This window comes from Plantibacter sp. MCCC 1A11337 (assembly GCF_013349365.1).
Lineage (GTDB): Bacteria > Actinomycetota > Actinomycetes > Actinomycetales > Microbacteriaceae > Plantibacter > Plantibacter flavus_A.
In genome coordinates, this window is sequence record NZ_JABJWX010000003.1 from 475603 (window position 1) to 498631 (window position 23029).

Sequence of the window (23029 nt, forward strand, 5' to 3'; positions counted from 1 at the left end):
AGAGGATGGCGAGGGCTGCGATCAGGACGCTCAACCGCCCGCAACCAAGAGCCGACGGCCAGCGGCACTCAGTCGCTTCGCCGGCAACTGGAGGAGCCGCTCGGATCTCACGGCCGTTCCGGCACTTCCGCTCAGCTCCGCAACGCGTGCGAGAGCAGCGGCCACCTGATCGCTCCCGCAGACGCGAGCCGCGCTGTCGTCTGCGATGAGTTCAATCAGCAGGTTGGTGGAACGCTTGAACTGTGTCGCGCCGCGGACGGTCGGGAGACAGGCTGAGTTGAGTAGAGCGAGGCGCTTGGCGAATGCATGCCGATGTCTGACATGAGCGCGCTCGTGTTCGATGACGGCCCGCAGCTCCCAAGGGGTGAGTGCATACTCCAGGCGCGACGAGACGATCACCTCCGGTCGACGTCCCGGTGTCGTGCAGGCGACCGGCAGGGAGGAGTCGATGTACCTCACGGTGAGGTTGCCGACGTGTTCCACGCGCGCGAAGCCTGATCCAAGCAATTCCGAGAACGATGCCTCGGCCTCACGGTCAAGCTCGAAGAGCGGCTCTGCTCTCGCGAAGACCAGCGCGATCAATCCGCCGACAGTCCCTAGCGCCAGCCATGCAGCCAGGACGATAACCGTCGGCTCCAGGACATTGGTCCGACCGTCGGGTACAGCGGTGTGGACTCCGACAGCAAGAACGACCGCAACGACCATGCTGATGAGAGCTGCCGCTATGCCGCTGAGGAAAGCGCCATGCCAGAGCAAAAGTGCCGTCCGTGGAAATCGAAGTCGCCACATTCCCCGTGTGAGGACGAGCGGAGCCATGACGATCGTGAGAGCGGCATAGCCCAACAAGGCGAGAACGAGGAACATCGCTCAGGTCTGACGGCGTGAGCGGCGTGCTTTGGCGTCGAGCGCTGACCGGAGGAGCTCCACGTCGTCGTCATCGAGGTCTCCAGCGAAGTGCACGAGCGCAGCGGATCGATCGCCGACCCCGGTCAAAGCACTCAGCATGGCGTCTGCGGCGTACCCGGATTCACTGGTGCTGGCGGTGAAGCGGTTCCCTTTCGGCCCGTCCGCCTCTCGTAGGACACTCCCCTTCAACCGCAGCCGTTCGAGCACGGTCAGCAGCGTGGTTATCGCGGGCTGCTTCTCGGGGAAACGTTCCTGGATCTCGCGCACGCGCAGCGCCTCGTCACTCTCCCAGAGGATCCTGAGCACCGTGTTCTCCAGCTCGCCGCGCCCTCGTAGACGTTCTCCCGCCATGAGTCCTCCGTCGCTCGTTCGCCAAGCCATTCTATATTTCTCAAAGCGGCCCGTCCGGTATGGGACGGGCCACATCCGTCAGATCACACCAGCTCCGGCAGCGTTCTGCTGACCACGAGCGGACGGTGCGACCCCCCGCTCAGGCCTGGTCGGGGGAGTCGGCTGGTAATTCCGCAGCCGCAGACTGTTCGAGATGACCAGGATCGACGAGACGCTCATTGCGGCCGCGGCGATCAGTGGGTTGAGCAGACCAGCTGCCGCGATGGGGATAGCCGCCAGGTTGTAGCCGAACGCCCAGATGAGGTTGCCCTTGATGGTGCTCAGTGTCTTCCGGGACAGCTGGACCGCATCGACGACGACACCGAGATCATCACGCACGAGGATGATGTCCGCCGACTTCATCGCCACGTCGGTGCCTTCAACCATGGCGAGGCCGAGATCTGCGGTCGCGAGCGCCGCTGCGTCGTTGATGCCATCACCCACCATCGCGACGACGTTTCCCTCCTCTTGGAGTCGACTGATCGTGGCCGCCTTCTCAGTCGGGAGGACCCCGGCGATCACCTCGTCGACACCGACGAGCGCGCCGACCCGCTCCGTCGCAGTCGTCGCGTCTCCACTGAGGAGGATGGTTCGGAGTCCGAGGTTCCGGAGTCGATCAATCGTCGGTCGAGCGGAGCGCTTGATCTCATCCGTCAGCACGAATCGTGCAGCAGTCGTGCCGTCGATGACGACGTACACGGCTGTGTGTTCCGGGTCACCGATCGGCAGGTCATCGAGGCTCGCTCCGTGTGCGCGTACGAGCTTCTCGCTCCCGACAAGGACCTCCTTGTCGTTGACCCTCCCGCGGGCACCCAGCCCTGCGAGCGTCTCATAGTCGGTGACGTCGAGATGATGAGCGCCGAGTCCATCGGCGTACTCCACCAGCGCTTTCGCGATCGCATGCTCCGATGCGGATTCGACGGACCGTGCCATGGCGAGAACCTCACGTTCCATGTGAGAGCCTGCGATCACGGCGTCGGCAACACGCATTTGGCCCGTCGTCACCGTTCCGGTCTTGTCGAAGACGACGGTGTCGATTCGCCCACTTGCTTCGAGTGCGTCCTGTCCCTTGATGAGGATTCCGATCTGGGCCCCTCGACCGACGCCGACCATGAGCGCGGTGGGGGTTGCGAGGCCGAGAGCGCACGGACAAGCGATGATGAGGACCGCAATGGCCGTGCCGAAGGCGTCTCGAGGTGCTGCTCCGAACGCAAGCCACGCAAATCCGACGACGAGTGACAGTGAGATGACCGCAGGAACGAAGACGGTGATGATCCGGTCGACGAGTTTCTGTACTCGGGCTTTTCGTTCCTGGGCCTGTTCAGCCAGCGACGCCATCTGTGCCAGCTGCGTGTTGGTTCCCACGGAGGTCGCTTCCACTGTCAGTCGGCCAGAGGTGTTGATCGTGCCGCCGACGACGGGGGATCCCTGGACAACCTCTATCGGAACCGGCTCGCCAGTCATCATGCTGGCATCGACGACACCGGAACCGGCGACGACGGTGCCGTCCGCGGCGATCGTCTCGCCGGCGAGGACGATGATCGTGTCGCCCTTGCGTAGCTCGATGGTCGGGATGACGTGTTCCACGCCAGATCTCAGCACTCTCGCCTCCGTGGCGGCCAAGTTGCCGAGTGCTGAGAGGACGTCGCCCGCCCGTCGGCGCGAACGCGTCTCGAAGTATCGACCCGCGAGTTGGAAAGTCGTCATGCCTGCCGCAACGTCCAAGTAGATCGAGTCCGCCCCGGCCGGGGTCATCCCGAATCCGAGCCAATAGCCTGGCTCGTCCGATCCGCCGATGAGGAGAGTCGTCACCGCCCATCCGAAGGAGGCGACGATGCCGAGCGATACCAAGGTGTCCATGCTCACGGTGCCATGGCGCAGATTTCTGATCGTGGCACGGTGGAATGGCAATGCGCACCAGAAGACGATGGGCAACGCCAGCAAGATGCAGACGAGCTCCCACAGGGGAAATCTCAGATCGGGGACGAGGGCCAGGATGATGGTCAGGTCGCAGAGGGGGATGGTGAGTATCGCGGAGAGTGTGAGGCGCCGTCTCAGGGAGGCGATCCGGTCCGCCGTGGCACGGCGGTTCCAGTCGTCATCGCCCTCAGTGCGGACCACCGCACCGTAGCCGGCCTTGGTGATGGCTTCGAGTGCACGTTCGGACTCCGCCGGCGTGAGTCCGGCGACCACGGCTCGTTCGGTCGCGTAGTTCACCGAGGCGGTCACGCCGTCCAACTTGTTGAGGCTTCGTTCGACTCGGCCGGCGCACGCGGCGCAGGTCATTCCGCTGACGTTCAGTTCGAGGTAGTCGTCGCTGAAGTTCACGATCCAGTGTCCTTTCGTTGAGCGGATGCCGTCGGCTGCTGGGGCTGGAGCCGACCTCGGTCGGCGAGGTGTTTCAGCATGTCGTTGTACGCGTCGAAGTCCTCGTCCACCCCGGAATCGAGGTGTCGATCCTTGCGTTTCGCTTCTCGGTCATCCTGACGCGCCCATTGCAGGCACAGTGCAATCACCACGATGAGCAACGGGATTTCTCCCGCAGCCCAGGCGATGCCCCCGCCGAGGTGCTGGTCGGCGAGCAAGTCGTCGTGCCAGGGCGCCCTCATGTAGGCGTAGAAGTTTCCGGCGATCAGCGTGGTGCTCGTCATCACGATCACTCCGAAGAACGCGTGGAACGGCATCGCTGCGAGGACGAACCCGAGTTTGCCGAGGTGCGGTAACGGCCGCGGGGGGCGATCCACGCCGATGATCAGCGAGTAGAAGAGGTACCCGGAGACCAGGAAGTGAATGTTCATGAGCTGATGCGACCAGTGGAAGCGCATCGCCTCCTCGAACAACGGCGACAGGTACAACGCGTAGTACGACCCGACGAATACGAGGAAAACGAGTATCGGATCGAACACCAATCGGGCGATCGGGCTGCCGATGATGTCGATCAACCATTCATGTGGTCCAGCCACGTCTCGTCGCTTGGCGGGGGGCGTAGCCCGAAGGAGGAGGGTGACCACGCCGCCCATCGCGAGGAGGACTGGGCCGAACATGTTCAGACCCATGTGCACCATCATGTGGATGCTGAACGACGGGCCGGAATAGGATCCGAATCCGGAGGACGTCGCGAAAACGATGACGGCCCAACCGAGGACCCAGGCCACGGTGCGGCCGACCGGCCATGCGTCCCCGCGGCGGCGGAGCCTGATGACGGCACCGAGATACAGGATGACCGCCACAGCACCGACGACGGCGAACAAGATGTTGCCTCTCCATTCGCCGAAGAGGATGGCAAGCGTCGGGGTCTTCAGCATCTCGAAGCCGAACAGCACTTCCATGGCGCTGACGCGCATGAAGTACTGGGGCGGGGGGGTCCTCGTCATCGCGACGGTGACGCCGATGTAGACGGCGGCCGTCAGGGCAAGCGGCCAGAGGTGCCTGAGGGCGACCGCCCTCGACGCGTCCGGAGAGGAAGCATCCAGAAGCCGAGCAATGAGTGCTGACGCGAGCGCTGCGACGAGCAGGAGGACGAGGAGCCGGACGGCGATCAGTCCTGCTGTCGGTGTGAGGGCGAATCTCAGCAACACGGTCTTGAAGAGGAGCAAACCGATCTCCACCGCGAACGCGACGGCCCAGGCTCCTCGGAGTAGGGCTCGGGCGCGCCGCAGCGTCCGTGGCGGGAGCCCGAAGCCTCTCGCCGTGACGAGGATGAGTACGATCGGCACACCGATTACGATCCCGGCTGCCGGCACGCCGAAGGTTGCGAGATCACTGCCGAAGTCATGGCCGGGCCCGACCAGGACCTGATGAACCAGGACTGGACTGATCAAGGCGAGGACCGCCACGGCCGCTAAGACGAGTGTGGTCGTCCAGGATCGCGTCCACCACGCGCCGCAGAAGATGATGAACGCCGCGACGGTGACGAGGATCCAGGCTTTCGGGAGATCCATCGCGCTCACGAGGTAGGGCAGGCCGCCGGGAGACAGCACGCGCTCGAGCGTCACCCCGTTCGCATCCGCTGCGTCGAAGACGACCAGCCCACCTCCGGTGAGCGTCCAGACGAGTGCGCTCACCCGAACGACGGAGAGCTCGGCAATGTTCTCGACAACGGTTCGTTCTCGCCCGCTTCGGACCTGCAGGAACGCCACGTACACGAGCGCACTCACGCAGAGGATGCCCGCCCACTCGGCGATCAGCCGAAGGACACCGGTCCCAAGAGACACGGTTGGCCCCGGGTCGCCTCTGCTGAGGTCGACGTAACTCGAATCACCGACCGCCAGGATCACCCCGATCACGATGAGCGCCGACAGTGCCACCGCAGCGGTCAAAGGACGCCGAAGCGCCTGCACATGGCTCGGTCGCTCCCGCGCTGCGATGTCGTTCACGGAGGCGCCTCAGCTTGAGGCGAGGCCGTTGAAGGTGTAGCCGACGCCTTCGATGGCGTTCCGGATGGCGGCTTCGCTGAGCGGCGCGGTCGATGACACCTGCACGGATCCGGATTCGAGGTGGACGTCCACCGCGTGGACTGTGGAGATCTCGGAGAGCTCTTCGGTCACGGACGCGACGCAATGCTCGCACGTCATACCTGATACCGAGTAGGTGGTCGTGATGTCGGACATGAGGTACCTCTCTCAGTCGATGGAGGGCAGCTGCCCTCGTCTACTCTACAAGCAGTAGTACCCGCGTACGTCATCCCGCCTGTCCGATGTTCCGTTGCCACGGAGGGTCGCCGCATGTGCTCTACTATTTGTAGAGCACATGCGACAGCACGCCCTCGGTTTCCGCAGATCCTCATGGAACTCGGGGACTCCACGCGCCCGAAGGAGAAGGTATTGACCAGGTTGCACGACCGCCAGGACGCACGCGGCGCTGATGCGGGCACTCCGGCGGGGGTGCCCCGCCGACGCAGCTGGTTTCCGTCCTTCCTCCTCCGCCTGCATTTCTATGCCGCCATCTTCGTGGGGCCGTTCATCCTCGTCGCTGCGGGCAGTGGGGCTCTGTATGCGTTGGCGCCTCAGTTGGAGCAGATGGTCTACGCCCAGCAGCTGCACGCGCCGGTGCGTGGTCACACCGTGCCACTTGCCGAGCAGATTGCTGCCTCGGAGGCCTTTGTCGGTGGGTCAGAGACCATCGTCGCAGTGCGGCCGGCACCTCGCCCGGGTGACACCACCCGCGTGATGTACGCGGACGGCCGTCTCGGGGAGAGTGAGACGAGAGCGATCTTCATCGATCCTTCGACCGCGGAGATCCGCGGGGACCTCACCGCCTATGGGACGAGTGGCGCTCTCCCGATCCGCACATGGATCGATCAGTTGCATCGCAATCTCCACCTGGGCGATGCGGGACGACTGTACAGCGAGCTCGCCGCATCCTGGCTTGGCATCATCGCCCTGGCAGGCCTCGGGCTGTGGATAGCGCGTATACGGAGGAGTCGCTCCAAAAGAGACTTCCTCCGCCCCAATCGTTCGGCGCGCGGATATCGCCGCATCTTCTCGTGGCATGCATCCACTGGAGTCTGGCTACTCATCGGCGCTCTGTTCCTCTCGGCCACGGGCATTTCGTGGTCGCAATGGGGCGGGGGAAACTTCAGCACGCTTCGTCAAGCGTTCGATTGGTCGACTCCGTCAGTACAGACGGACATCTCCGGCGGTTCATCCCCAAGCGGAGAACACGCTGGGCATGGCGGGGGCGGTGCGTCCGACGGCGGCACTCCGGCTCCTGCACCCTCTCCCGAGGATTTCGAGCGAGCACTGGCTGTCGCCCGAGGCGTCAACGTCAACACGGGGTTGGTGGAGATCAGGCCCCCCGCAGAGGCAGGCTCGGCGTGGGTGGTCCAGGAGATTCAACGCAGCTTTCCGACGGAAGTAGACGCGGTCGCCATCGACGGTGCGACGATGCAAGTGACGGACCGCACAGATTTCTCGGAATTCCCACTGGCGGCGAAGCTCACGCGCTGGGGCATCGACACCCACATGGGATCGATGTTCGGGCTCCCCAATCAACTGGCGTTGTTTGTGCTCGCTGCCGGGATCATAGCAATGATCATCTTCGGGTACCTGATGTGGTGGAAGCGCCGTCCAACGGGCGGCGGGCGCCTCGTCGGGAAGCCGCCGGCCTCACAGGTGCTTGCACGCGCACCCTGGTGGGCAGTGCTGGCGATCCTGGCCGGGGGGCTGGTGATCGGGCTGTTCCTTCCGCTGCTCGGTCTGAGTCTCGCCGCCTTCGTCGTCACGGACGTGCTGGTCGGGGAATTCCAACGACGTGCGACGCGAGCGTGATGGTTTCAGGAACACCTCGATCCCAAGCGGCCACCTCCCGCAGCATCTGCTCGACGTTCGCCGTATCCACGTTCTGAAGGGACACCGTGCCGTACCCAACCCCCGTGGCGATCATCATGACCGTCCTGTTCTTCGTCACCGGCGTCGGCTACCTCATCCGGGCCGCGCGAGATCGCGACCCAGTAGGGCGGCTCAGCGACATCTTCCACGTGGTCATGAGCTTCTCCATGCTCGCGATGCCATGGTCCTGGGGTATGGCCGTCTTTCCTCCGGTCATCCAGATCATCGTCTTCTCGTTGGCCACCCTGTTCTATCTGGTGCTGCTCTTCGGCACTCCCGCTCCGGCTCATCACACGGACCCGGATTCGCCCATCTCGAGTCATCATCACGCTGGCTGGCCCAGGGTCGGGTTCCATGCGTTCATGATGGGAGCGATGGTCGTCATGGGCGTCCTGATGAACGGCATGTCCCACGACGAGGGGCACATGGATCCGCCGCAGGGCCTCATGTGGACGGCCGAGAACGTCATCAGTGTGTCGTTCATGGTCGCCTTCGGTGTGTCGACGATCTGGTACCTCGCGAGTTTCATCCGCCTACGACGGGCTCCCTCTGTCGTTCGTCTGAACCTCTCCCTCATGGCGCTCATGGCGATCGGTATGTGCCTCGGCTTCTGGCCGGTGTGGTGAACCTGCCGACGTCGCTTGTCGACCAATGCGCGAGTGTCAGAGGAAGTGGGTGAGGCCGATGAGTGGTCCGTCGCCGAGGTACATCGTGCACGGTGCAACAGGGGCGCAAGGAGCACCCGTCGTGACCGCGCTCACCGCTGCCGGCTTCAACGCGATCGGGGCTGTCCGAGATGTCACTCGCATCGGAGGCCCGGCCATGGTCGTAGATCTGTCGTCCACCGAAGCTCTGATACGGGCCTATCGCGGTTCGGGTGGCGTCTTCATCCACCTCCCTGAGGGACGGCCGGAGGACCATCGCGCGCAGATGATGGCGGTCAGCCGAGCCATTCGCGTCGCTCGACCCAGGCGCGTCATCATGTCCACGAGCGGGCACGCAATTGGCCCCGGCTCCGGTGCGGCCATCGCCATCCTGCATCATGAGCTGCAGGCCATCGGTGTCCCGTTCGCCGTCGTCGAGCCGCAGATCTCGCTTGAGAACCTGCTGGCGCCGCAGATCTTCGACGCAGCGCTTCGCGAGGAGGTGCTCCGGCTCCCGATGCACCGTGACGTAAGGCTCCGCTGGAGCTCGCACCTCGATGTCGCGGACACCGTCACCCAGCTCTTCCACCAGCACGTCGGCGGGCGCGTATTGGTCGGTGCCTCTCCGGGGCTGTCTGGTCCCGACATCGCGGCTGGTTTCAGTCGCTACTTCGAACGTGAGATCGCCTACGAGGCCATCTCGCAGGACGCGTTCCTTGAGCTCAGTGCATTCGCCGACGGGGGCGCGGTGTCCGGCCAGTCTGTCGTCGACCGCCTGCACCGTGCTCAGATTCAGAGTCGGGCGACCGACGGTTCAGTGTCCGCAGTGAGCCTGTTGGGCCTGCGGCCTCGAGCGGTGCACGAATGGCTCGGGGACCTCGGCATCTGAGTGCCGGCGTGGACGTGTCTTCGAACCTGCCGGGGTCATCGTCCCTGATGCGCACCACCTTGAGGGAGGAGGCCGACCCGTGTGTCTCCGTGACGAGCGGAAGGGCCGGCCTCCGATTGGATGTGACGCTCCTAAGGTGACGACATCGCATCCGAGCTAATTCTACAACATGTAGAACAGGCCCCCGAGCTCCGTGGATCGTTGCTCTACATGATGTAGAGTAGCGTCGTGAATCATGCACTCGTGCTCGACCTTGGCGTTATACGGGTGTTCTCCACGCTCTGGGTCCTTCCGTCGATCAGTGGTTGGGCCATCCACGCACTCGTGTCTTGTGAAAGGCGATCTCGCTCATGAACTCTCCCCGTCAACGACGCACCGCGCTCGCGGTCGGATCGGCATTCCTCCTAGCGGCACTGGCTGGTTGCTCTGCGCAAGCTGCAGCACCCGAGGCTGCTCTTACCGACGGAACGAAATTGACCGGGGGAGCGACCAGCTATCCCTTCACGATCGACAACTGCGGATACGAGCAGACGTTCGAGAAAGCTCCTGAGCGGGTCGTGCTCCTCAACGGCGCTTCGGTCAGCGAAGTCGAGTCGATGGTCATGCTGGGGCTGAGCGATGCTGTGCTCGCCAATGCGCAGAACTACGGCATGTCGGACAGTCCCGAACTCGTCGAGCAGATCGACGCACTGCCGACAGCGAATCTCGACATGGGGAGTTTCGACATCCCGTCGGAACAGCTCCTGGCGCTCAAACCAGACCTGGTGATATCGACCTGGTCTGGAGGTTTCGACGCGGATGCCGGGCAGGCGACGCGGGAGGAACTCGCAGGTCTCGGTATCGAGTCCATTGTGAATCCTGCCAACTGTGCCATGGGGAAGGATGATGCGACTGACGCCGAACGAGAGACGTTCGCCTCTGCCACGATCGAGTCGTCCTTCGACTTCTTGAACCTTGTCGGCAATGTGTTCGACGTGCAGGCCGCGGCACAGGCACTCGTCGATGAACAACGTCAACAGATCGAAGCCGTCTCACTGGCCGTGGACGGAGCGGACCGACCGACCGGGCTCATCGTGTTCCCAGGGATGTCGATGATGAGTGCGAACGGACTCCCGGCGGTCATGGCCGGCGGTATTTTCGACGATGTGCTCGAGCGAGCCGGAGTCACGAGTACCTTCGCCAACGCGGGCACCGACCTGACCGAGAACATCACTGAAGAGCAGTTGGCGGCAGCCGATGTGCAGCTGCTCGTCGTCGGTGGATTCATGCCGGGGGAGGACCTCGACGCCGCGGCCGCAAAGATCTTTTCCGCGTACCCCCAGTGGGAGGCTTCACGGACCAACAACTACGTCAAAGTCTCCGACGGGGTGTACGTCGGCCCTACGAACGCCGCAGCCATCGACAAGATCGCCCGTGCCGCACATCCCGACGCGTTCTAGGACGGCGCCGGCGGCCAGTGCCGCGCATCGTTCGGGGGGAAATGCGCCACTCGCATGGTGGTTGGCGGCGACGGTCTGCGTGACCGTGTTGGTGGCGCTGCTCGCGATCGGTTTCGGTAGCGTCAACATCTCCGCAGACCGGGTCATCGCCGTGTTGTGTGCGAACCTCACCGGTCGAGCAGCAGGGCTCGATCCGCTCGACCAGCAGATCGTCTGGGAGCTGCGAGTCCCCCGGGTTCTCATGGCCGCCGTCGTGGGCGCCAGCCTCGCACTGGCCGGTGCCGCACTCCAAGGGTTGCTCCGAAATCCGCTCGCAGATCCATATATCGTCGGCGTGTCGTCCGGGGCCTCGTTGGGGGCAGTGCTGGTCATGTCATTCGGCTCCGGCGCGCTGTTCGGACTCAGCACACCGGCGGCGGCCTTCATCGGTGCGCTGGTTCTCCTTCTCCTCGTCTTCGCGTTCGCTCAGCGGTCCGGTTCGTTCACGGACATCCGTTTGGTGCTGTCAGGAGTGGCGTTGGGATACGTCGCGATGGCCGGAACCAGCTTTGCGCAGTTGCAGGCCGAGCCTGGACAGGTTCGGGGGATCCTCTTCTGGATGATGGGCAGCGTAGCAGGGGCTCGTTGGGAAACGCTCGCCTTGCCCACTGTCGCTCTGCTCGGTGCTGGTGCTTGGCTGCTCATTCAAGCGCGCGGGTTGAATGCGCTTGCTCTCGGAGACGATGACGCCGTCGCCGTGGGAGTCGATCTCCGTCGATTCCGACTCGGACTGCTGCTTGTCGCTGCGCTCTTGACCGCCGTCACGGTGGCTGTCGCAGGCGGCGTCGGGTTCGTCGGGTTGATCGTCCCTCACGCGGTTCGAATGCTGGTCGGAGCGGACCATCGGCGGCTGCTGCCCGTCTCCGCGCTGTCCGGCGCAGTCTTCCTGGTCCTCGTCGATCTCGTCGCGCGGACCATTGGCAGCCCGAACGAGTATCCACTCACGATCTTCACGGCTTTGGTCGGCGGGCCCTTCTTCCTCTGGTTGATGCGTTCGCCGGAGGGGCGGTCATGAAGCTCTCCATCGATGAGCTCCAGGTGAGCGTGGGAGGACGGCCGTTCATCGAGCAGCTCTCGCTGGATATCGAGCCGGGCGCGTTCGTCGCGATCGTCGGACCGAATGGTTCAGGGAAATCGACGCTGCTTCGCGCCCTGTATCGTGCGCTGAAGCCTGACACGGGGCAGATCATCATCGGCACAACAGACGTGTGGGAGGCGTCACCCCGGGAAGCTGCCAAGTTGCGGGCCGTGGTCACGCAACACCAGACGAACAACGACGGTCTCCGCGTGAGTGACATCGTCGCCACAGGACGTCATGTGCACCAGCCGTGGTTTCGTGGTGAGTCGGTCCGAGATCGCGATGTGATCGAGTCTGCTTTGCAGCGCTGCAGAGCCGCTCACCTCTCGGATCGCCGCTACAGCACGTTGTCGGGCGGTGAGCGCCAGCGGGTACTCCTGGCTCGTGCCCTTGCACAGGACGCGCCTGTCCTCCTACTGGATGAGCCGACGAACCACCTCGATGTCACTGCGCAGCACGAGCTGCTTGAGCTCCTGGCTGCGGTTGAGCTCACCCGCATCATCGTGTTGCATGACCTGGATCACGCCGTCTCCCACGCCGACCGCATCATCGTCATGAAGGACGGTCGTGTCCACGCCGATGGTCCGCCGGCTCAGACGCTGACCCCGTCGCTGACCAACGATGTTTTCCACGTCGATTCGCGCATCATCGACCACCCCATCACCGGGCGCCCCCATATCGTCACCGCGTCGCCATGACCTGCCCGGCCCGAATCCGTTCTTCCCGTCAGCCGACAGTCCGCTCACCAGCGATCTTCAGGGCAGGTCCCAGGTATCGGCCTGTGACGCTTTCCGGGTTGCGGCAGACCTCCTCAGGAGTGCCGGTCGCCACGACCCTGCCTCCCTCGACACCTCCACCCGGCCCCATGTCGATCACGTAGTCGGCGTTCGAGATCACGTCCAGGTCGTGTTCGATGACGATCACCGTCGCGCCGGTGGCCAGCAATCGATCCAGGACGCCGAGGAGGACCGAGATATCGCGAGGATGCAGGCCGACAGATGGTTCGTCGAAGATGAAGAGCGTGCCTTGATGCTTCCGACCGAGCTCGGTTGCAAGCTTCAGCCGCTGAGCCTCGCCCCCGGACAGTGCCGGTGTGTCCTCGCCCAGCGTGAGATAACCGAGGCCGAGAGAGCTGAGCGTCTGGAGCCGCTGAGCGATGCGAGGACGGTCGGCCAAGATGTCTCCAGCGTCCTCGACCGTGCTGGCGAGGAGCTCCGGCAGACTTCGGTCACCCCGACTGGTGGTGATCCTGACGGTGTCGGCGTCCGGCCCGTACCGGGTTCCGACACACGTCGGACAGGGGATCTCGACATCCGGAAGGAACTGGACGTCGAGCACGACCTGCCCCGTACCCTCGCATCGGGAACACCGGAGGGACCCGGTGTTGTACGAGAAGTCACCCGCGCCCAGTCCTCGAGCCCGTGCGACATCGGTGGCGGCGAAGAGTCGGCGTAACTCGTCGAGGATGCCACTGTAGGTCGCGACCGTCGACCGGACGTTGGTGCCGATCGGAGTCGCGTCGACCACCTCCGCGCTCGAGAGGCCTGCAGCACCCAAGCTCTGGACGTGCGCGGGTATCTTCGTGCCGTCCCGGCTTGCATTGATGGCTGCTGCCAGGCTGTCGAGCACCAACGTGGTCTTGCCCGAGCCGGACATGCCGGTGACCGCGATGAGTCGCCCCTTCGGAATCGCGACCTCGAGCGCATGGACCGTGTGGACGGGCGTCGTTGCGACCTGGATCGTGCCAATCGAGAACATCTCATCGGCTTTGGCGCGCTTCCGGCCGATGACGTCCTCATCCCCGACCAGATAGCCCCCGATCAGTGAATTTGGATGCGCGCCGATCTGCGCGACGGTTCCCTGAGCGAGCACCGTCCCGCCGTTTCCGCCCGAACCGGGACCGATCTCGATCACCCAATCGGCTTCGCGGAGCACCTGCACGTCATGGTCGACGAGGAGGACCGAGTTCCCATCGTCCAGTAGGTCGCGCATCACCCCGACCAGACCGTCGATGTTCGCCGGGTGGAGCCCGATGGACGGCTCGTCCAGGACGTACAGGACTCCAGTCGTCTGATTACGGACAGCTCGAGCGAGTTGCACCCGCTGGCGCTCACCGGTGGAAAGGGTCGAGCTCGCCCGGTCGAGGGTGAGATACCCGAGACCAAGCTCGACGAGACGCGTGCCCATCTCGGCGAATTGTTCGGCGATCAGCCTCGCCATCGGGCGAAGCTCGGACGAGACAAGGCTCGGGATCGTGGCCATCCAGTCCATGACGGCGCTGAGGTCCTTGCTGGTCGCGGCGGCCAGGTTGATTCCGTCGACCTCACTACCGAGAGCGTCGTTCGACAGTCGGCTTCCGTGGCAAGACCAGCACTCCTGCGCCGTGATGAACCGATTGACTCGTGCCAGCCCCGTTTCGCTCGTTGCCTTGTCCATTGCTTCGCGGACCGCGAGTCGGGCATTGCGGTAGGTGAAGTTCAGGTCGAAGAGCTTCCCGGATTTCGAGGGCACTCGGATCTCGCGCTTGACCGAGGCCCCATCGAGGACAATGCTCCGTTCCGCGTCGGTGAGGTCGCGGTACGGCACATCGATGCGTACTCCGAGTTCAGCAGCGACCTGCGGCATCACGGACAGACCGAACATCCCCCAGGGTGCGACGGCGCCTTCGCTGATCGATTTCGTCGGATCAGGCACAAGCGCCGCGTCGTCGATGTCGCGGACGAATCCCGTCCCGGTGCACACCGAGCACGCACCGTCTGAATTGAAGGCGAGGGACTCGGCACCGGGGGGATAGAACGTCGCTCCACAGATTGGGCATTGGAGATCCAGGTTCGCAGCGACATCGATCGTCGGGGCGAGACGGTGTCCATTGGGACAGAGGTGCGACCCAAGCCGCGAGAACGCGACTCTCAAAACGTTCAGCAGCTCTGTGGACGTGCCGAACGTCGATCGTACGCTGGGCACACCCGGCCGTTGACGCAGTGCGAGCGCAGCCGGCACGTAGGTGACCGAGTCGACCGTGGCACGGGCAGCGTGCGTCATGCGTCGGCGGGTGTAGGTGGAGAGTGCTTCCACGTATCGGCGTGATCCTTCCGCGTAGACCACGCCGAGCGCCAAGGAGGATTTTCCAGAGCCGGAAACCCCCGCGACTGCGACGAGCTGATTCAACGGGATGTCCACATCGACGTTCTTCAGATTGTGCACGCGGGCGCCGCGCACCAAGATCGCCGTTGGCCGAGTCTTTGACATAGTCGCCTCCTGGTTACGTGGATATGAAGTCTCGTTCGTCGTTCTCGGTCTCATGCCAGCTGATCGACCCATGCCCGGCCACCAGTGCACCCGGCTCGGGGCGAACGATCGCTCAGCCCGCTGCGGAGGCCATCTGAGGTCCGTCGCGGAGGTAGGTGCCAAGGTGCGTCTCCAACACCGCACGCACATTCAGATCTGGTTCTCGCAGCGCACGGAGCTGGAGCCCGTGGACCAGTGAGATCAGCGCCTCGACCGCTGCGTCCATATCGGCCCCTGATCGAAGTTGGCCCTCGTCGTGGCATTGCTTGAAGCCCAGGCGCGAGCATTCGCGGAGTGCGTCGGTGTAGGCGTTCGACGCCTGCTGAGCGTTGTTCGCCGTCGACCCAGGTTCGCTGGTGCGCGTGAGGTAGAGATGCGCCAGGTGGGGGTCTCGCAGGCTGCAGTCCAAGAGATCCGACAGGCAGAGCAGCTTGGCTCTCCCCGAGACTCGATCGCATGCTGCACACTCGAAAATCTCGGCCATATGGCGGTCCAGGATGGCTTCCAGCAGATCGCCTACTCCGGCGAAATGATGGAGCACTCCGGCCTCGCTCAAACCTGCCTGGGCGGCCGTCTTTCGGAGGAGGCCGGTCGAACCTTCTCCAGCCCGACACACTGTCAGCCCCGCCGCAACGATGTCGCGTCGACGATGTTCCGTTTTCCGGTATGTTCCGCGCATCATGTCACCGGACCGATTCCGTGCGTATCACGAGGTCTCGGTTGTCGTGCTTCCGTGTACTGCAGGACAACGTCCATAGGTCCATTCACTCACTGTAGCCGTGCCCCGAACCTCCAGCGCTGCGGCGGAGACGGTCGTCCGCTCCGCCGCAGTGTCTCTGGGATCAGGCGCCGATGTCGCGCAGCCAGTGCTCGACGGAGCGTGGTGCGAGGCCGAGAAGCGCCTGAGCGCTACGCGTCTCGTCGATGAGTTCGTCGTCGAGGGTGGCACGCCAGCGGTAGGAGTCGACGACGGGCGCGATGCCGTCTGCGCCGAAGATGGGGATGATCATCTCGCCGAACTCGTCTGGTGTCTGAGCGTGGAAGCGCACCTCGCGACCGAAGTGGTTGGAGAACGCCTTGGCGAGGTCGGGTCCGGAGAGTCCCGGGAGGGCGCCGACGGTGACGACGCCCGTCACGGAGCGGTCTTCGAAGAGGCGGAGGGCGACCTCGGCGATGTCGAGGTGCGAGCTCCACGAGACGAGGAAATCCTCGCGGATCGGGTACGGGAGGATCCCCTCCTCGCGGGTAGCGGTGATGACGGGCGGCAGGAGCAAGTTCTCGAGGTACAGGCGCGGGGCGATGACGGCAGTCGGAACGCCGCTTGCCTCTAGACGGCGCACGAGCACACCGTGCGCGCTGTCGTCCTCGTCGTTGTCACCGCCGAGGGTATAGCCGCTGGTGGAGAAGACGACCCGACCGGGGCGTGCCCGATCGACCGCGGTGGCTATGGTGGTCGCCTGCTCGAGTTGCTGGGCGGGGGAACCGAGCGGGAGGTGGACGAACACGCCGTCCGCACCGGTGTAAGCGTCCACAAGGGAGTCGAGGTCGGCGGTGTCGACGGCGACCGCCGGTCCGGCGGTGTAGGCGGCGGTATTGCGGACGGCTGCGGTGACGTGGTGGCCGAAACGGGTGAGTGCGGCGGCGACGGGGGCACCCTGTGCACCGGTCGCTCCGTGGATGAGGTAGGTCATGTGACTATTAGTGCATATGATGCACTGGTTACCTCAAGTTCACTAACGGAGATTGGTCGAAACTCATGTCATTCTCTGCGGAAGCCTGGCCGGAATGCGGGATCGCGCGGTTCCTGACCCTGCTGGACGGCCCGTGGGCGACGCTCATCGTCCGTGAACTGCTCGGTGGTCCACTTCGCTTCGGTGATCTGAAGGCGGCACTCCCAGGCATCAGCGCCCATACCCTGACGAATCGCCTGCGCCGCTTTGAGACGTACGGGATCGTCACTCGTACGGCGTACGGCGAGCTCCCGCCTCGCGTCGAGTACGAACTGACCGGGGTCGGCCACGGTCTGCAGTCGGTCCTCGACGCGATGAACGCCTGGGCGGCCACTGTTCCGGGTGTCGACGCCGACGCCGACGCTGACGATGTCGGTGCCGTGCCGCTTCCGGCTTCCTGTGTCGGCGATGGCCCCGGCGCCCGGAAGACGGACCGCAGCGTGGGGCAGTGAGCCGGGCCGGCCGGCCCGTGCATACTTGTCGAGTCAGTCCCTCGCCCTGGCAGCGTCGCCCATCCGCCGTAGCGCGAGCTCGAGAATGAGGGGATTGGTCGCGAAGTTCAGCCGGACGTGACCGTGGCCACCCGTGCCGAAGACGTGACCTGAGCTCAGGGCGACCCTTGCATGGTCGAGGAAGAACTGCGCCGGGCCCTCGAGCTCAGCAACGGTTGCGCGCTGGCCCAGGTGAGGCTCTTCCTCGAAGCCGAGCTTCGAGCAGTCGATCCACGCGAGATACGATCCCTCCGGTCGTCGCAACCTCGCTTGAGGCAGGTGGCGTGCAACGAGCTCCTCGAGCAGGTGTCGATTCTCGGAGAGTCCGGACAGCAGGCTGTCCAGCCACGTTCCTCCGTCCTGGAATGCTGCAGCATGGCCGATGACCGCGAGGTGGCTCACGCCGTGGCTGACTTCCTCTGGGAGCCGCGCAAGATCGGGGAGGCTCTCGTGTCCTGCGACGAGGAGAGCGGCTTTGAGTCCCGCGAGGTTCCAAGCTTTGGAGGCGGACGCCAACGACATGCCGTTTTCGGAACCGGGAACGGACAGATACGGCACGAACTCGACTCCATCAAGCGCGAGCGGCGCATGTATCTCGTCGGAGATCACACGAATGCCATGGCGACGCGCGAGTGTTGCCACCATCCCCAGCTCCTCCCGCGAGTGGACGGTGCCCGTGGGGTTATGTGGATTGCACAGCAGGAAAGTGGGGGACGGGCACCGTCGCGCGGCTTCTGCGAAGGCGACCTCCAAGGCGGAAGGATCCAACCGGCCCTCACCCGACAGCGGAGCTTCGAGGATCAAGCGATTCTCGTGCTCCACGAACGCGTAGAACGGGGCGTACACGGGAGGCGTCACGACGACGACGTCCCCAGGTCCTGTCAGGAGACGCAGCGCCTCCACGATTCCCAGCATCACGTCCGGGACGATGGCCGTTTGCTCCAGCTCGAGTCCCGCCCAGGACCAGCGATGCGCGGCGAACTGCTGGAACGCCGAGGCGTATCCGATGCCGGTCGCGTAGCCGGTGTCGCCACGCTCGAGGGCGGACCGAACCGCATCTTTCACCGGCGCTGCGAGAGGGACGTCCATTTCCGCCACCCATAGTGGGAGAACGTCTGCGGGGTGCGTTCGCCACTTCATACTGGTTCGTGTGCGTAGCTCGTCCAGCGCGAGCTGCCCCAACGGATTCGTAGCGAGTGACACGCGATCTCCCATCTAGTTTCGGCCGTTCTGCGATCAGCCGATGCGATGGAACTCACGGTAGTGGTCCTCGGCTTCATGTTGTCCGACGCAGCACGCTGGCCTCCCCTGCGATGCACACCCATCGGAGGGGAGGCCGCTGTCACGGAACTCTGCGAACGCCGGTCACCGTGCTGCGCGGGAGCCGTCCGGCGCGCGAATCGCCAGTCATCCGGTTGCCGTCGATGGTCACGTCGAACGCGAGCTCCAACCGCATGGGTGTGGTGATCGTCTGCGTCCACATCACGTGGTCCTCCTGCGCGTCGGTGGCGACTCGCAGATCGCGAAGCGGGACGTCCTCGGTCCTGCTGGCGGCGAAGCCTGACAAGACCCCCTGTTCGTCCTGGAACGTCATCACGGCGTTCAGGGTGCCGATCGGTGTGCGAATGGCGAGGTCCCAGGTGCCGATGATCCGATGCATGACGGTGTCCTTCGATATGAGCCTGTCGGCTGGGTGGGCTGGACCAGCGGCGGGGCTGATTCAGAGCGGAAGGGCGTCGAGTCCTCTGGCTGACCACACGGTTCCGCGCCGCTCGTACTCGAACAGTTGCTCTACGGCGTGCGCGATCCGCGGGCCGAATTCGCGTTCCAGCAGATAGAGCCCTAGATCCAGACCGGATGTGACTCCACCGGCACTGACCAGGTCCCCGTCGTCGACGACCCGCGCTCGCACCACCGTGGTGCCGGTGGCCTCGAGGACGTCGTTCCACAACGTATGGGTCACCGCGGTCCGCCCCGCCAGGAGGCCTGCCATGCCGAGCGCCAAACCGCCTCCGCAGATCGTGGCGACCAGGGTGTCCGGTGATGCGAACGCGCGGCCTATGAGCGCCGGCAAGCGGCTCGAACCAAGCTCAGCGAGGATGACCGGAATCGTCCTCACGAAATCGGGGTCGCCGACGGTGGGGCCGGCAGCGCCCGGCACGATCACGATGCCAGGAGCCTCCGGCTCCAACACATAGGTTGCGGTGAGCTCCAAATTCCGCGTTCCGCTCACGACCGGACCGATGCGGTCGAGTGCCACCAGCCTGACGTCAAGGGTTCCTCCGAGAGCGTCCGAGCCGGCGCAGAGCACTTCGAAGGGGGCGATCACATCGAGTGGGTCGAATCCCTCGAAGAGGATGATCTGAGCGATCATGAGGTGCCTTTCGCGTTGAACTTGTCGCTGTCGCCTCGCGTCGCGGAGGACTTGGGCGTGTGTGGAGGGGACGCCGAAGTGCATCGTCGTCGCTCTTGCCGGACGTTGATCAAGGTGAATACTCCACCGAGCAGCGGGACGAGGGCCAAGAGCCGGGTGCGGAGTAGGAGTCCACGCCCGAGCAACGCCGTGACTGCGACGGTCAGGTACAACGCGCCGTGGACAGGTCCGAGTACCGAAGCGAGGCCAGGCACATGTGCGGTGAGGAGGTTCCCGAAGAGGACCGCGATGCTGCCGAGCTCGAGGACGGACAGCGCTTCAAGGGTGCGCAGGATTCGTGGAGACGCGCTCACGACGACGCGCCGGGACGCACGATCATGAGGATGACAACCACTGCCCACAGCAGGTTGAACATCCCGGTCAAGGGTCGTAGCGATCGCAATCGTGATCCGTCGTCCGGTTGGGACAACGCTTCTTGCTGCATCGGGGTGATCCGGAGTGCGAGCAGGGCCCCCGCGACGGCGGTCAGGACCATCGCGAGGAGGATCCAGATCTCCGTGAGCCTGCCCTGCACCGCGGCGAGGATCAGGCCGAGTACTGGGACGACGAGTGCGATTCGGCCGTAGGCCCGCGTGATTCGTGCCAGGAGTCTGGCGACGTCGATGCTTCGGTCCGAGGCGACCACGGTGGGACCGGTAGCGCGGTCTCGGCCGTGGAGGTGTTCATCGATGTCGCCTGCCGGTGCCGAACCGCTGATCGGAGCGAACCGGGGAAACAGACTGGCGGTCACCGCAACCGGGCCGATGAACAGAATGCCCGCGAGCACGTGCGCGGCGAGAAGGACGGATTCCATACCTTCAGCCTAGCTGAAGGCATCAGTCAGACTGAAGCTTTCCTCACTCACGCAGTCCAGGGGACTGCATCATCTGCAGCATGTGATCAGCGAGCGCCGCGCGCAGAGCAGGGTGACTCGTCTCGAAATCCGCGTCCAGGCGAGCGACTACCCCGGCCGCTTCGGCGAGGAGCCGGTGCCCCGCCGGTGTGATCTCGAGCTGTGCCGCTGAGCCGGCGCGGCCGGTGGAATCGGCGACGATGCCATCGGCTACGAAGCCACCGACGGCGACATGTGTGCTCTGGACGGTGATCCTCGATCGTCGCGCGAGATCGCTGAACGAGATGCCAGGGGTGCTACGGATGTGTCCGAGCAAGGCATACCTGCGCGTCGTGAGGCCCAGCGGCTTCAGTGCTGAGGTCAGAGAGTCCTCCCAGATTCTGGACAGGGCGAGGAGGGTGACCGTCGGGCTGAACGGCGGCATCTCAGACATGGAGCACAGACTACCCGTGGAGTGGAGGCCGGGTGCTGCGGCCGGAGCCGAGGACCTTGTCCGTGCTGAAGCCGTCAGGGCCTCCGTGAAGTCGGGGGTCGACGTCGACCCCATGACTCCAGAATGTGGTGGCGCATCGCGCGCTCTGCCTGATCGGCATCGCCAGCTCGGATCGCTTCCAGCACGATGCTGTGCTCGTCTCGAGATGCCTCGAACGCTTCACGAGTGCCGTTCAACGTGAACCGAGCGGTGTCTCGTGCCCGGGTGTACAGGGTGCGGTTGATGCTTTCGGCCAGCGGAATGTTCGACGCTGCCATGACGGCCATGTGGAACATCATGTCAGCATCGCCGAACCCCTGTTCATCGTCCATGGAGTCGGACATCAACTGAATCGCGTGCTCCATCGCCTCCAGCTCGACGGCGGACCGGCGGACGGCCGTGGCAGCGGCCATGGCACCTTCAAGCGAGCTGCGAACGACCGCGAGTTGATCGAGCACGCCGAGCGAGTCGTCATGTTCGAGCATGACCTCGAGGACGACCGGGTCCAAGACGTTCCACGACTCCTGAGAGCGGACCGTCGTGCCGCTGCCCTGGACGACGCTGACAAGCCCCTTCTCCTCGACCCGCTTGATCGACTCACGGATGACGGTCCGGCTCACTCCGAAGTGCGCCGTGAGCTCCGCCTCGATGGGCAACATGGACCCCTCGGCGACCTCGCCGGTGACGATCGCGGTGACGAGGTCGTGCACGACGGCGACTCCGAGACGAGTAGCGGGCACCTTCGCCGCAGCGTCCGCGAAGATCGCATGCTTGGCGAATCGGGTGGCGGGCTCACTCATCCACTGCAGTATAGGTGATGCCCTGAAGCTCATCACCCGGCCCACCCGCCGGAGTCATCGACAGACCTGCGCGCTTCGGACGGACATGCGGTCCGGCGCTCTGCCGCCAGTCTCCCTGTGCGCTCGTCAGAGCGATCAGGTCCTCGTCCACGGTGATGCCGCCGCCCGGAGTGTCCCCGAGAACGATCCCACCGTCGCTGTACGTCTGGTCGATCGTCACAGCGAACGGGGCGTGCAGATCCTGGACTTCGGCCGTCAGGTGATTTGGAACCGCGGCGGCGGCATGTGCAACGGCCGGATTGCTCGTGAGGCCCACGGGGCTGATGGGGAGGTCTCTCGAATGAGCGGCGACGGCCAGCCGGAGGAAGTTCGTCACACCCCAGACGGCTCCGGTTTGGACGATGTCGACTGAGCCGTGGTCGAACAGGGGTCGATACAGTTCCAACCCCGTGAGGTTCTCACCGGTGGCGACACCCGCACGCACCTGCTGCGACAGGCGATGGTGGCCGGAAGCGTCCCAGCGTCGCAGCGGCTCCTCGATCCAGGTGAGGTCCAGATGCTCCTCGATCTCTGACACGTATCGCACACCCTGCTTCAGATTCCACGATTCGTTCGCATCCAGCATGAGCGCCGGCCGATCGGTGTTCACACTGAGGGTGTCGGCGATCAACAGCAACCGGCGAAGGTCGGCGTTGACGTCACGGCCACCCTTGAGTTTGCCTGCGGTGTACCCCCGCTCGGCCATCGTCGTGTAGAAGGAGACCAGCTCATCGTCCGTCAGCGCGATGTCGAGGCCGGATGCGTATCCGGGCACGAAACGGTCGTCGGCTCCGAGCAGTCTCCAGAGTGGTTCGCCCGCGAGCTTCGCCTTCAAGTCCCAGAGCGCGGCATCGAGGATGGCGATACCGCCGAAGGTCGTCCCCCCATGCCCGGCCTTGAAGGCATGGCTCAGCATCGCGTCATAGAGACTGGTCACAGCCCTCGGATCGCGGCCTTCGAGTGCAGGGAAGAGGAGCTCGACCGCGTGGTCAGAGCCCATTCCGATGCCTTCGACACCGGCGTCGGTCTCGAGGATGACGATCGCGACGTCGGTGATACCCGAAGCGATGAACCCGTTGACGTCGCCCACGGGCCGTCCCCAGTCGCGATGGGTATGGATGGTGCGGTAGCCGGTGATCTTCATGATGCTCTTCCCGAGAGGTCGATGGCGTTGCGGTTCGGCTGCGTCGTCGCTGCCTTGCGTGCTGGAGGTTTCATGCGATGTTGTT

The 23029-nt window shown here is 64.5% G+C and carries 22 protein-coding genes; 7 read left to right on the top strand and 15 right to left on the bottom strand.

Annotated features, from left to right (window positions below; genetic code table 11):
• Window positions 1-30 precede the first annotated feature (30 nt).
• From HOW07_RS13905 to HOW07_RS13925, 5 genes are all read right to left on the bottom strand, one after another.
• Window positions 31-864 (bottom strand): M56 family metallopeptidase, encoded by an 834-nt coding sequence (locus tag HOW07_RS13905; protein WP_124769869.1) that lies wholly within the window; start codon window positions 862-864, stop codon window positions 31-33.
• A 3-nt stretch (window positions 865-867) separates the two neighbouring features.
• Window positions 868-1257: a BlaI/MecI/CopY family transcriptional regulator gene (locus HOW07_RS13910; RefSeq protein WP_175117496.1), complete on the bottom strand. Its 390-nt coding sequence runs from the start codon at window positions 1255-1257 to the stop codon at window positions 868-870.
• 78 nt (window positions 1258-1335) lie between these two features.
• On the bottom strand, window positions 1336-3624 hold the full coding sequence (locus HOW07_RS13915; RefSeq protein ID WP_371743684.1) for a heavy metal translocating P-type ATPase: 2289 nt from the start codon (window positions 3622-3624) through the stop codon (window positions 1336-1338).
• Window positions 3621-5582 carry a cytochrome c oxidase assembly protein gene (locus HOW07_RS19870; protein WP_175117497.1) on the bottom strand — a complete coding sequence of 654 codons (1962 nt, stop codon included), beginning with the start codon at window positions 5580-5582 and terminating at the stop codon, window positions 3621-3623. Before HOW07_RS19870 ends, HOW07_RS13915 begins: the two co-directional genes overlap by 4 nt.
• A gap of 99 nt (window positions 5583-5681) precedes the next feature.
• Window positions 5682-5906: a heavy-metal-associated domain-containing protein gene (locus HOW07_RS13925; protein ID WP_124769866.1), complete on the bottom strand. Its 225-nt coding sequence runs from the start codon at window positions 5904-5906 to the stop codon at window positions 5682-5684.
• A gap of 213 nt (window positions 5907-6119) precedes the next feature.
• On the opposite strand from HOW07_RS13925, the gene HOW07_RS13930 reads away from it, so the two are divergent.
• From HOW07_RS13930 to HOW07_RS13950, 6 genes are all read left to right on the top strand, one after another.
• Complete coding sequence (locus tag HOW07_RS13930; protein ID WP_371743685.1) at window positions 6120-7565, top strand: PepSY-associated TM helix domain-containing protein; 1446 nt, start codon at window positions 6120-6122, stop codon at window positions 7563-7565.
• A gap of 104 nt (window positions 7566-7669) precedes the next feature.
• Window positions 7670-8251 carry a DUF5134 domain-containing protein gene (locus HOW07_RS13935; RefSeq protein ID WP_124769864.1) on the top strand — a complete coding sequence of 194 codons (582 nt, stop codon included), beginning with the start codon at window positions 7670-7672 and terminating at the stop codon, window positions 8249-8251.
• 58 nt (window positions 8252-8309) lie between these two features.
• The gene (locus tag HOW07_RS13940) at window positions 8310-9158 is read left to right on the top strand and encodes an SDR family oxidoreductase (RefSeq protein WP_254628354.1); all 849 of its coding nucleotides are present in this window, start codon (window positions 8310-8312) and stop codon (window positions 9156-9158) included.
• A gap of 350 nt (window positions 9159-9508) precedes the next feature.
• Window positions 9509-10597, top strand: coding sequence for an ABC transporter substrate-binding protein (locus tag HOW07_RS19510; RefSeq protein WP_254628355.1), 1089 nt, complete (start codon window positions 9509-9511; stop codon window positions 10595-10597).
• A 79-nt stretch (window positions 10598-10676) separates the two neighbouring features.
• The gene (locus HOW07_RS13945; RefSeq protein ID WP_371743686.1) at window positions 10677-11651 is read left to right on the top strand and encodes a FecCD family ABC transporter permease; all 975 of its coding nucleotides are present in this window, start codon (window positions 10677-10679) and stop codon (window positions 11649-11651) included.
• Window positions 11648-12412: an ABC transporter ATP-binding protein gene (locus tag HOW07_RS13950; protein WP_124769860.1), complete on the top strand. Its 765-nt coding sequence runs from the start codon at window positions 11648-11650 to the stop codon at window positions 12410-12412. Before HOW07_RS13945 ends, HOW07_RS13950 begins: the two co-directional genes overlap by 4 nt.
• A gap of 28 nt (window positions 12413-12440) precedes the next feature.
• On the opposite strand, the gene HOW07_RS13955 is transcribed toward HOW07_RS13950, so the two are convergent.
• From HOW07_RS13955 to HOW07_RS13965, 3 genes are all read right to left on the bottom strand, one after another.
• Window positions 12441-14963 (bottom strand): ATP-binding cassette domain-containing protein, encoded by a 2523-nt coding sequence (locus HOW07_RS13955; protein ID WP_175117501.1) that lies wholly within the window; start codon window positions 14961-14963, stop codon window positions 12441-12443.
• A 112-nt stretch (window positions 14964-15075) separates the two neighbouring features.
• Complete coding sequence (locus HOW07_RS13960; protein ID WP_175117502.1) at window positions 15076-15681, bottom strand: TetR/AcrR family transcriptional regulator; 606 nt, start codon at window positions 15679-15681, stop codon at window positions 15076-15078.
• A 163-nt stretch (window positions 15682-15844) separates the two neighbouring features.
• On the bottom strand, window positions 15845-16693 hold the full coding sequence (locus HOW07_RS13965; RefSeq protein WP_175117503.1) for an SDR family oxidoreductase: 849 nt from the start codon (window positions 16691-16693) through the stop codon (window positions 15845-15847).
• Window positions 16694-16758: 65 nt separating this feature from the next.
• Between HOW07_RS13965 and HOW07_RS13970 the strand changes: the two genes are divergently transcribed.
• On the top strand, window positions 16759-17184 hold the full coding sequence (locus HOW07_RS13970; RefSeq protein WP_175117504.1) for a helix-turn-helix domain-containing protein: 426 nt from the start codon (window positions 16759-16761) through the stop codon (window positions 17182-17184).
• Window positions 17185-17217: 33 nt separating this feature from the next.
• On the opposite strand, the gene HOW07_RS13975 is transcribed toward HOW07_RS13970, so the two are convergent.
• From HOW07_RS13975 to HOW07_RS14005, 7 genes are all read right to left on the bottom strand, one after another.
• Entirely contained in the window at window positions 17218-18312 is a 1095-nt protein-coding gene (locus HOW07_RS13975; RefSeq protein WP_254628356.1) for a MalY/PatB family protein, read from the bottom strand.
• A 253-nt stretch (window positions 18313-18565) separates the two neighbouring features.
• Entirely contained in the window at window positions 18566-18817 is a 252-nt protein-coding gene (locus HOW07_RS13980; RefSeq protein ID WP_217485313.1) for a hypothetical protein, read from the bottom strand.
• 126 nt (window positions 18818-18943) lie between these two features.
• Window positions 18944-19597, bottom strand: a complete 654-nt coding sequence (locus tag HOW07_RS13985; RefSeq protein WP_175117507.1) for a DJ-1/PfpI family protein — start codon at window positions 19595-19597, stop codon at window positions 18944-18946.
• Between the two features lie 349 nt (window positions 19598-19946).
• A complete protein-coding gene (locus HOW07_RS13990) occupies window positions 19947-20450 on the bottom strand; it encodes a hypothetical protein (RefSeq protein WP_175117508.1) in 504 nt (167 codons plus the stop codon).
• Between the two features lie 43 nt (window positions 20451-20493).
• Window positions 20494-20922 (bottom strand): MarR family winged helix-turn-helix transcriptional regulator, encoded by a 429-nt coding sequence (locus HOW07_RS13995; RefSeq protein ID WP_175117509.1) that lies wholly within the window; start codon window positions 20920-20922, stop codon window positions 20494-20496.
• A gap of 74 nt (window positions 20923-20996) precedes the next feature.
• The gene (locus tag HOW07_RS14000) at window positions 20997-21761 is read right to left on the bottom strand and encodes a FadR/GntR family transcriptional regulator (protein WP_175117510.1); all 765 of its coding nucleotides are present in this window, start codon (window positions 21759-21761) and stop codon (window positions 20997-20999) included.
• The gene (locus HOW07_RS14005) at window positions 21754-22944 is read right to left on the bottom strand and encodes a mandelate racemase/muconate lactonizing enzyme family protein (protein WP_175117511.1); all 1191 of its coding nucleotides are present in this window, start codon (window positions 22942-22944) and stop codon (window positions 21754-21756) included. The genes HOW07_RS14000 and HOW07_RS14005 overlap by 8 nt, the downstream gene beginning before the upstream one ends.
• Between the last annotated feature and the right edge of the window lie 85 nt (window positions 22945-23029).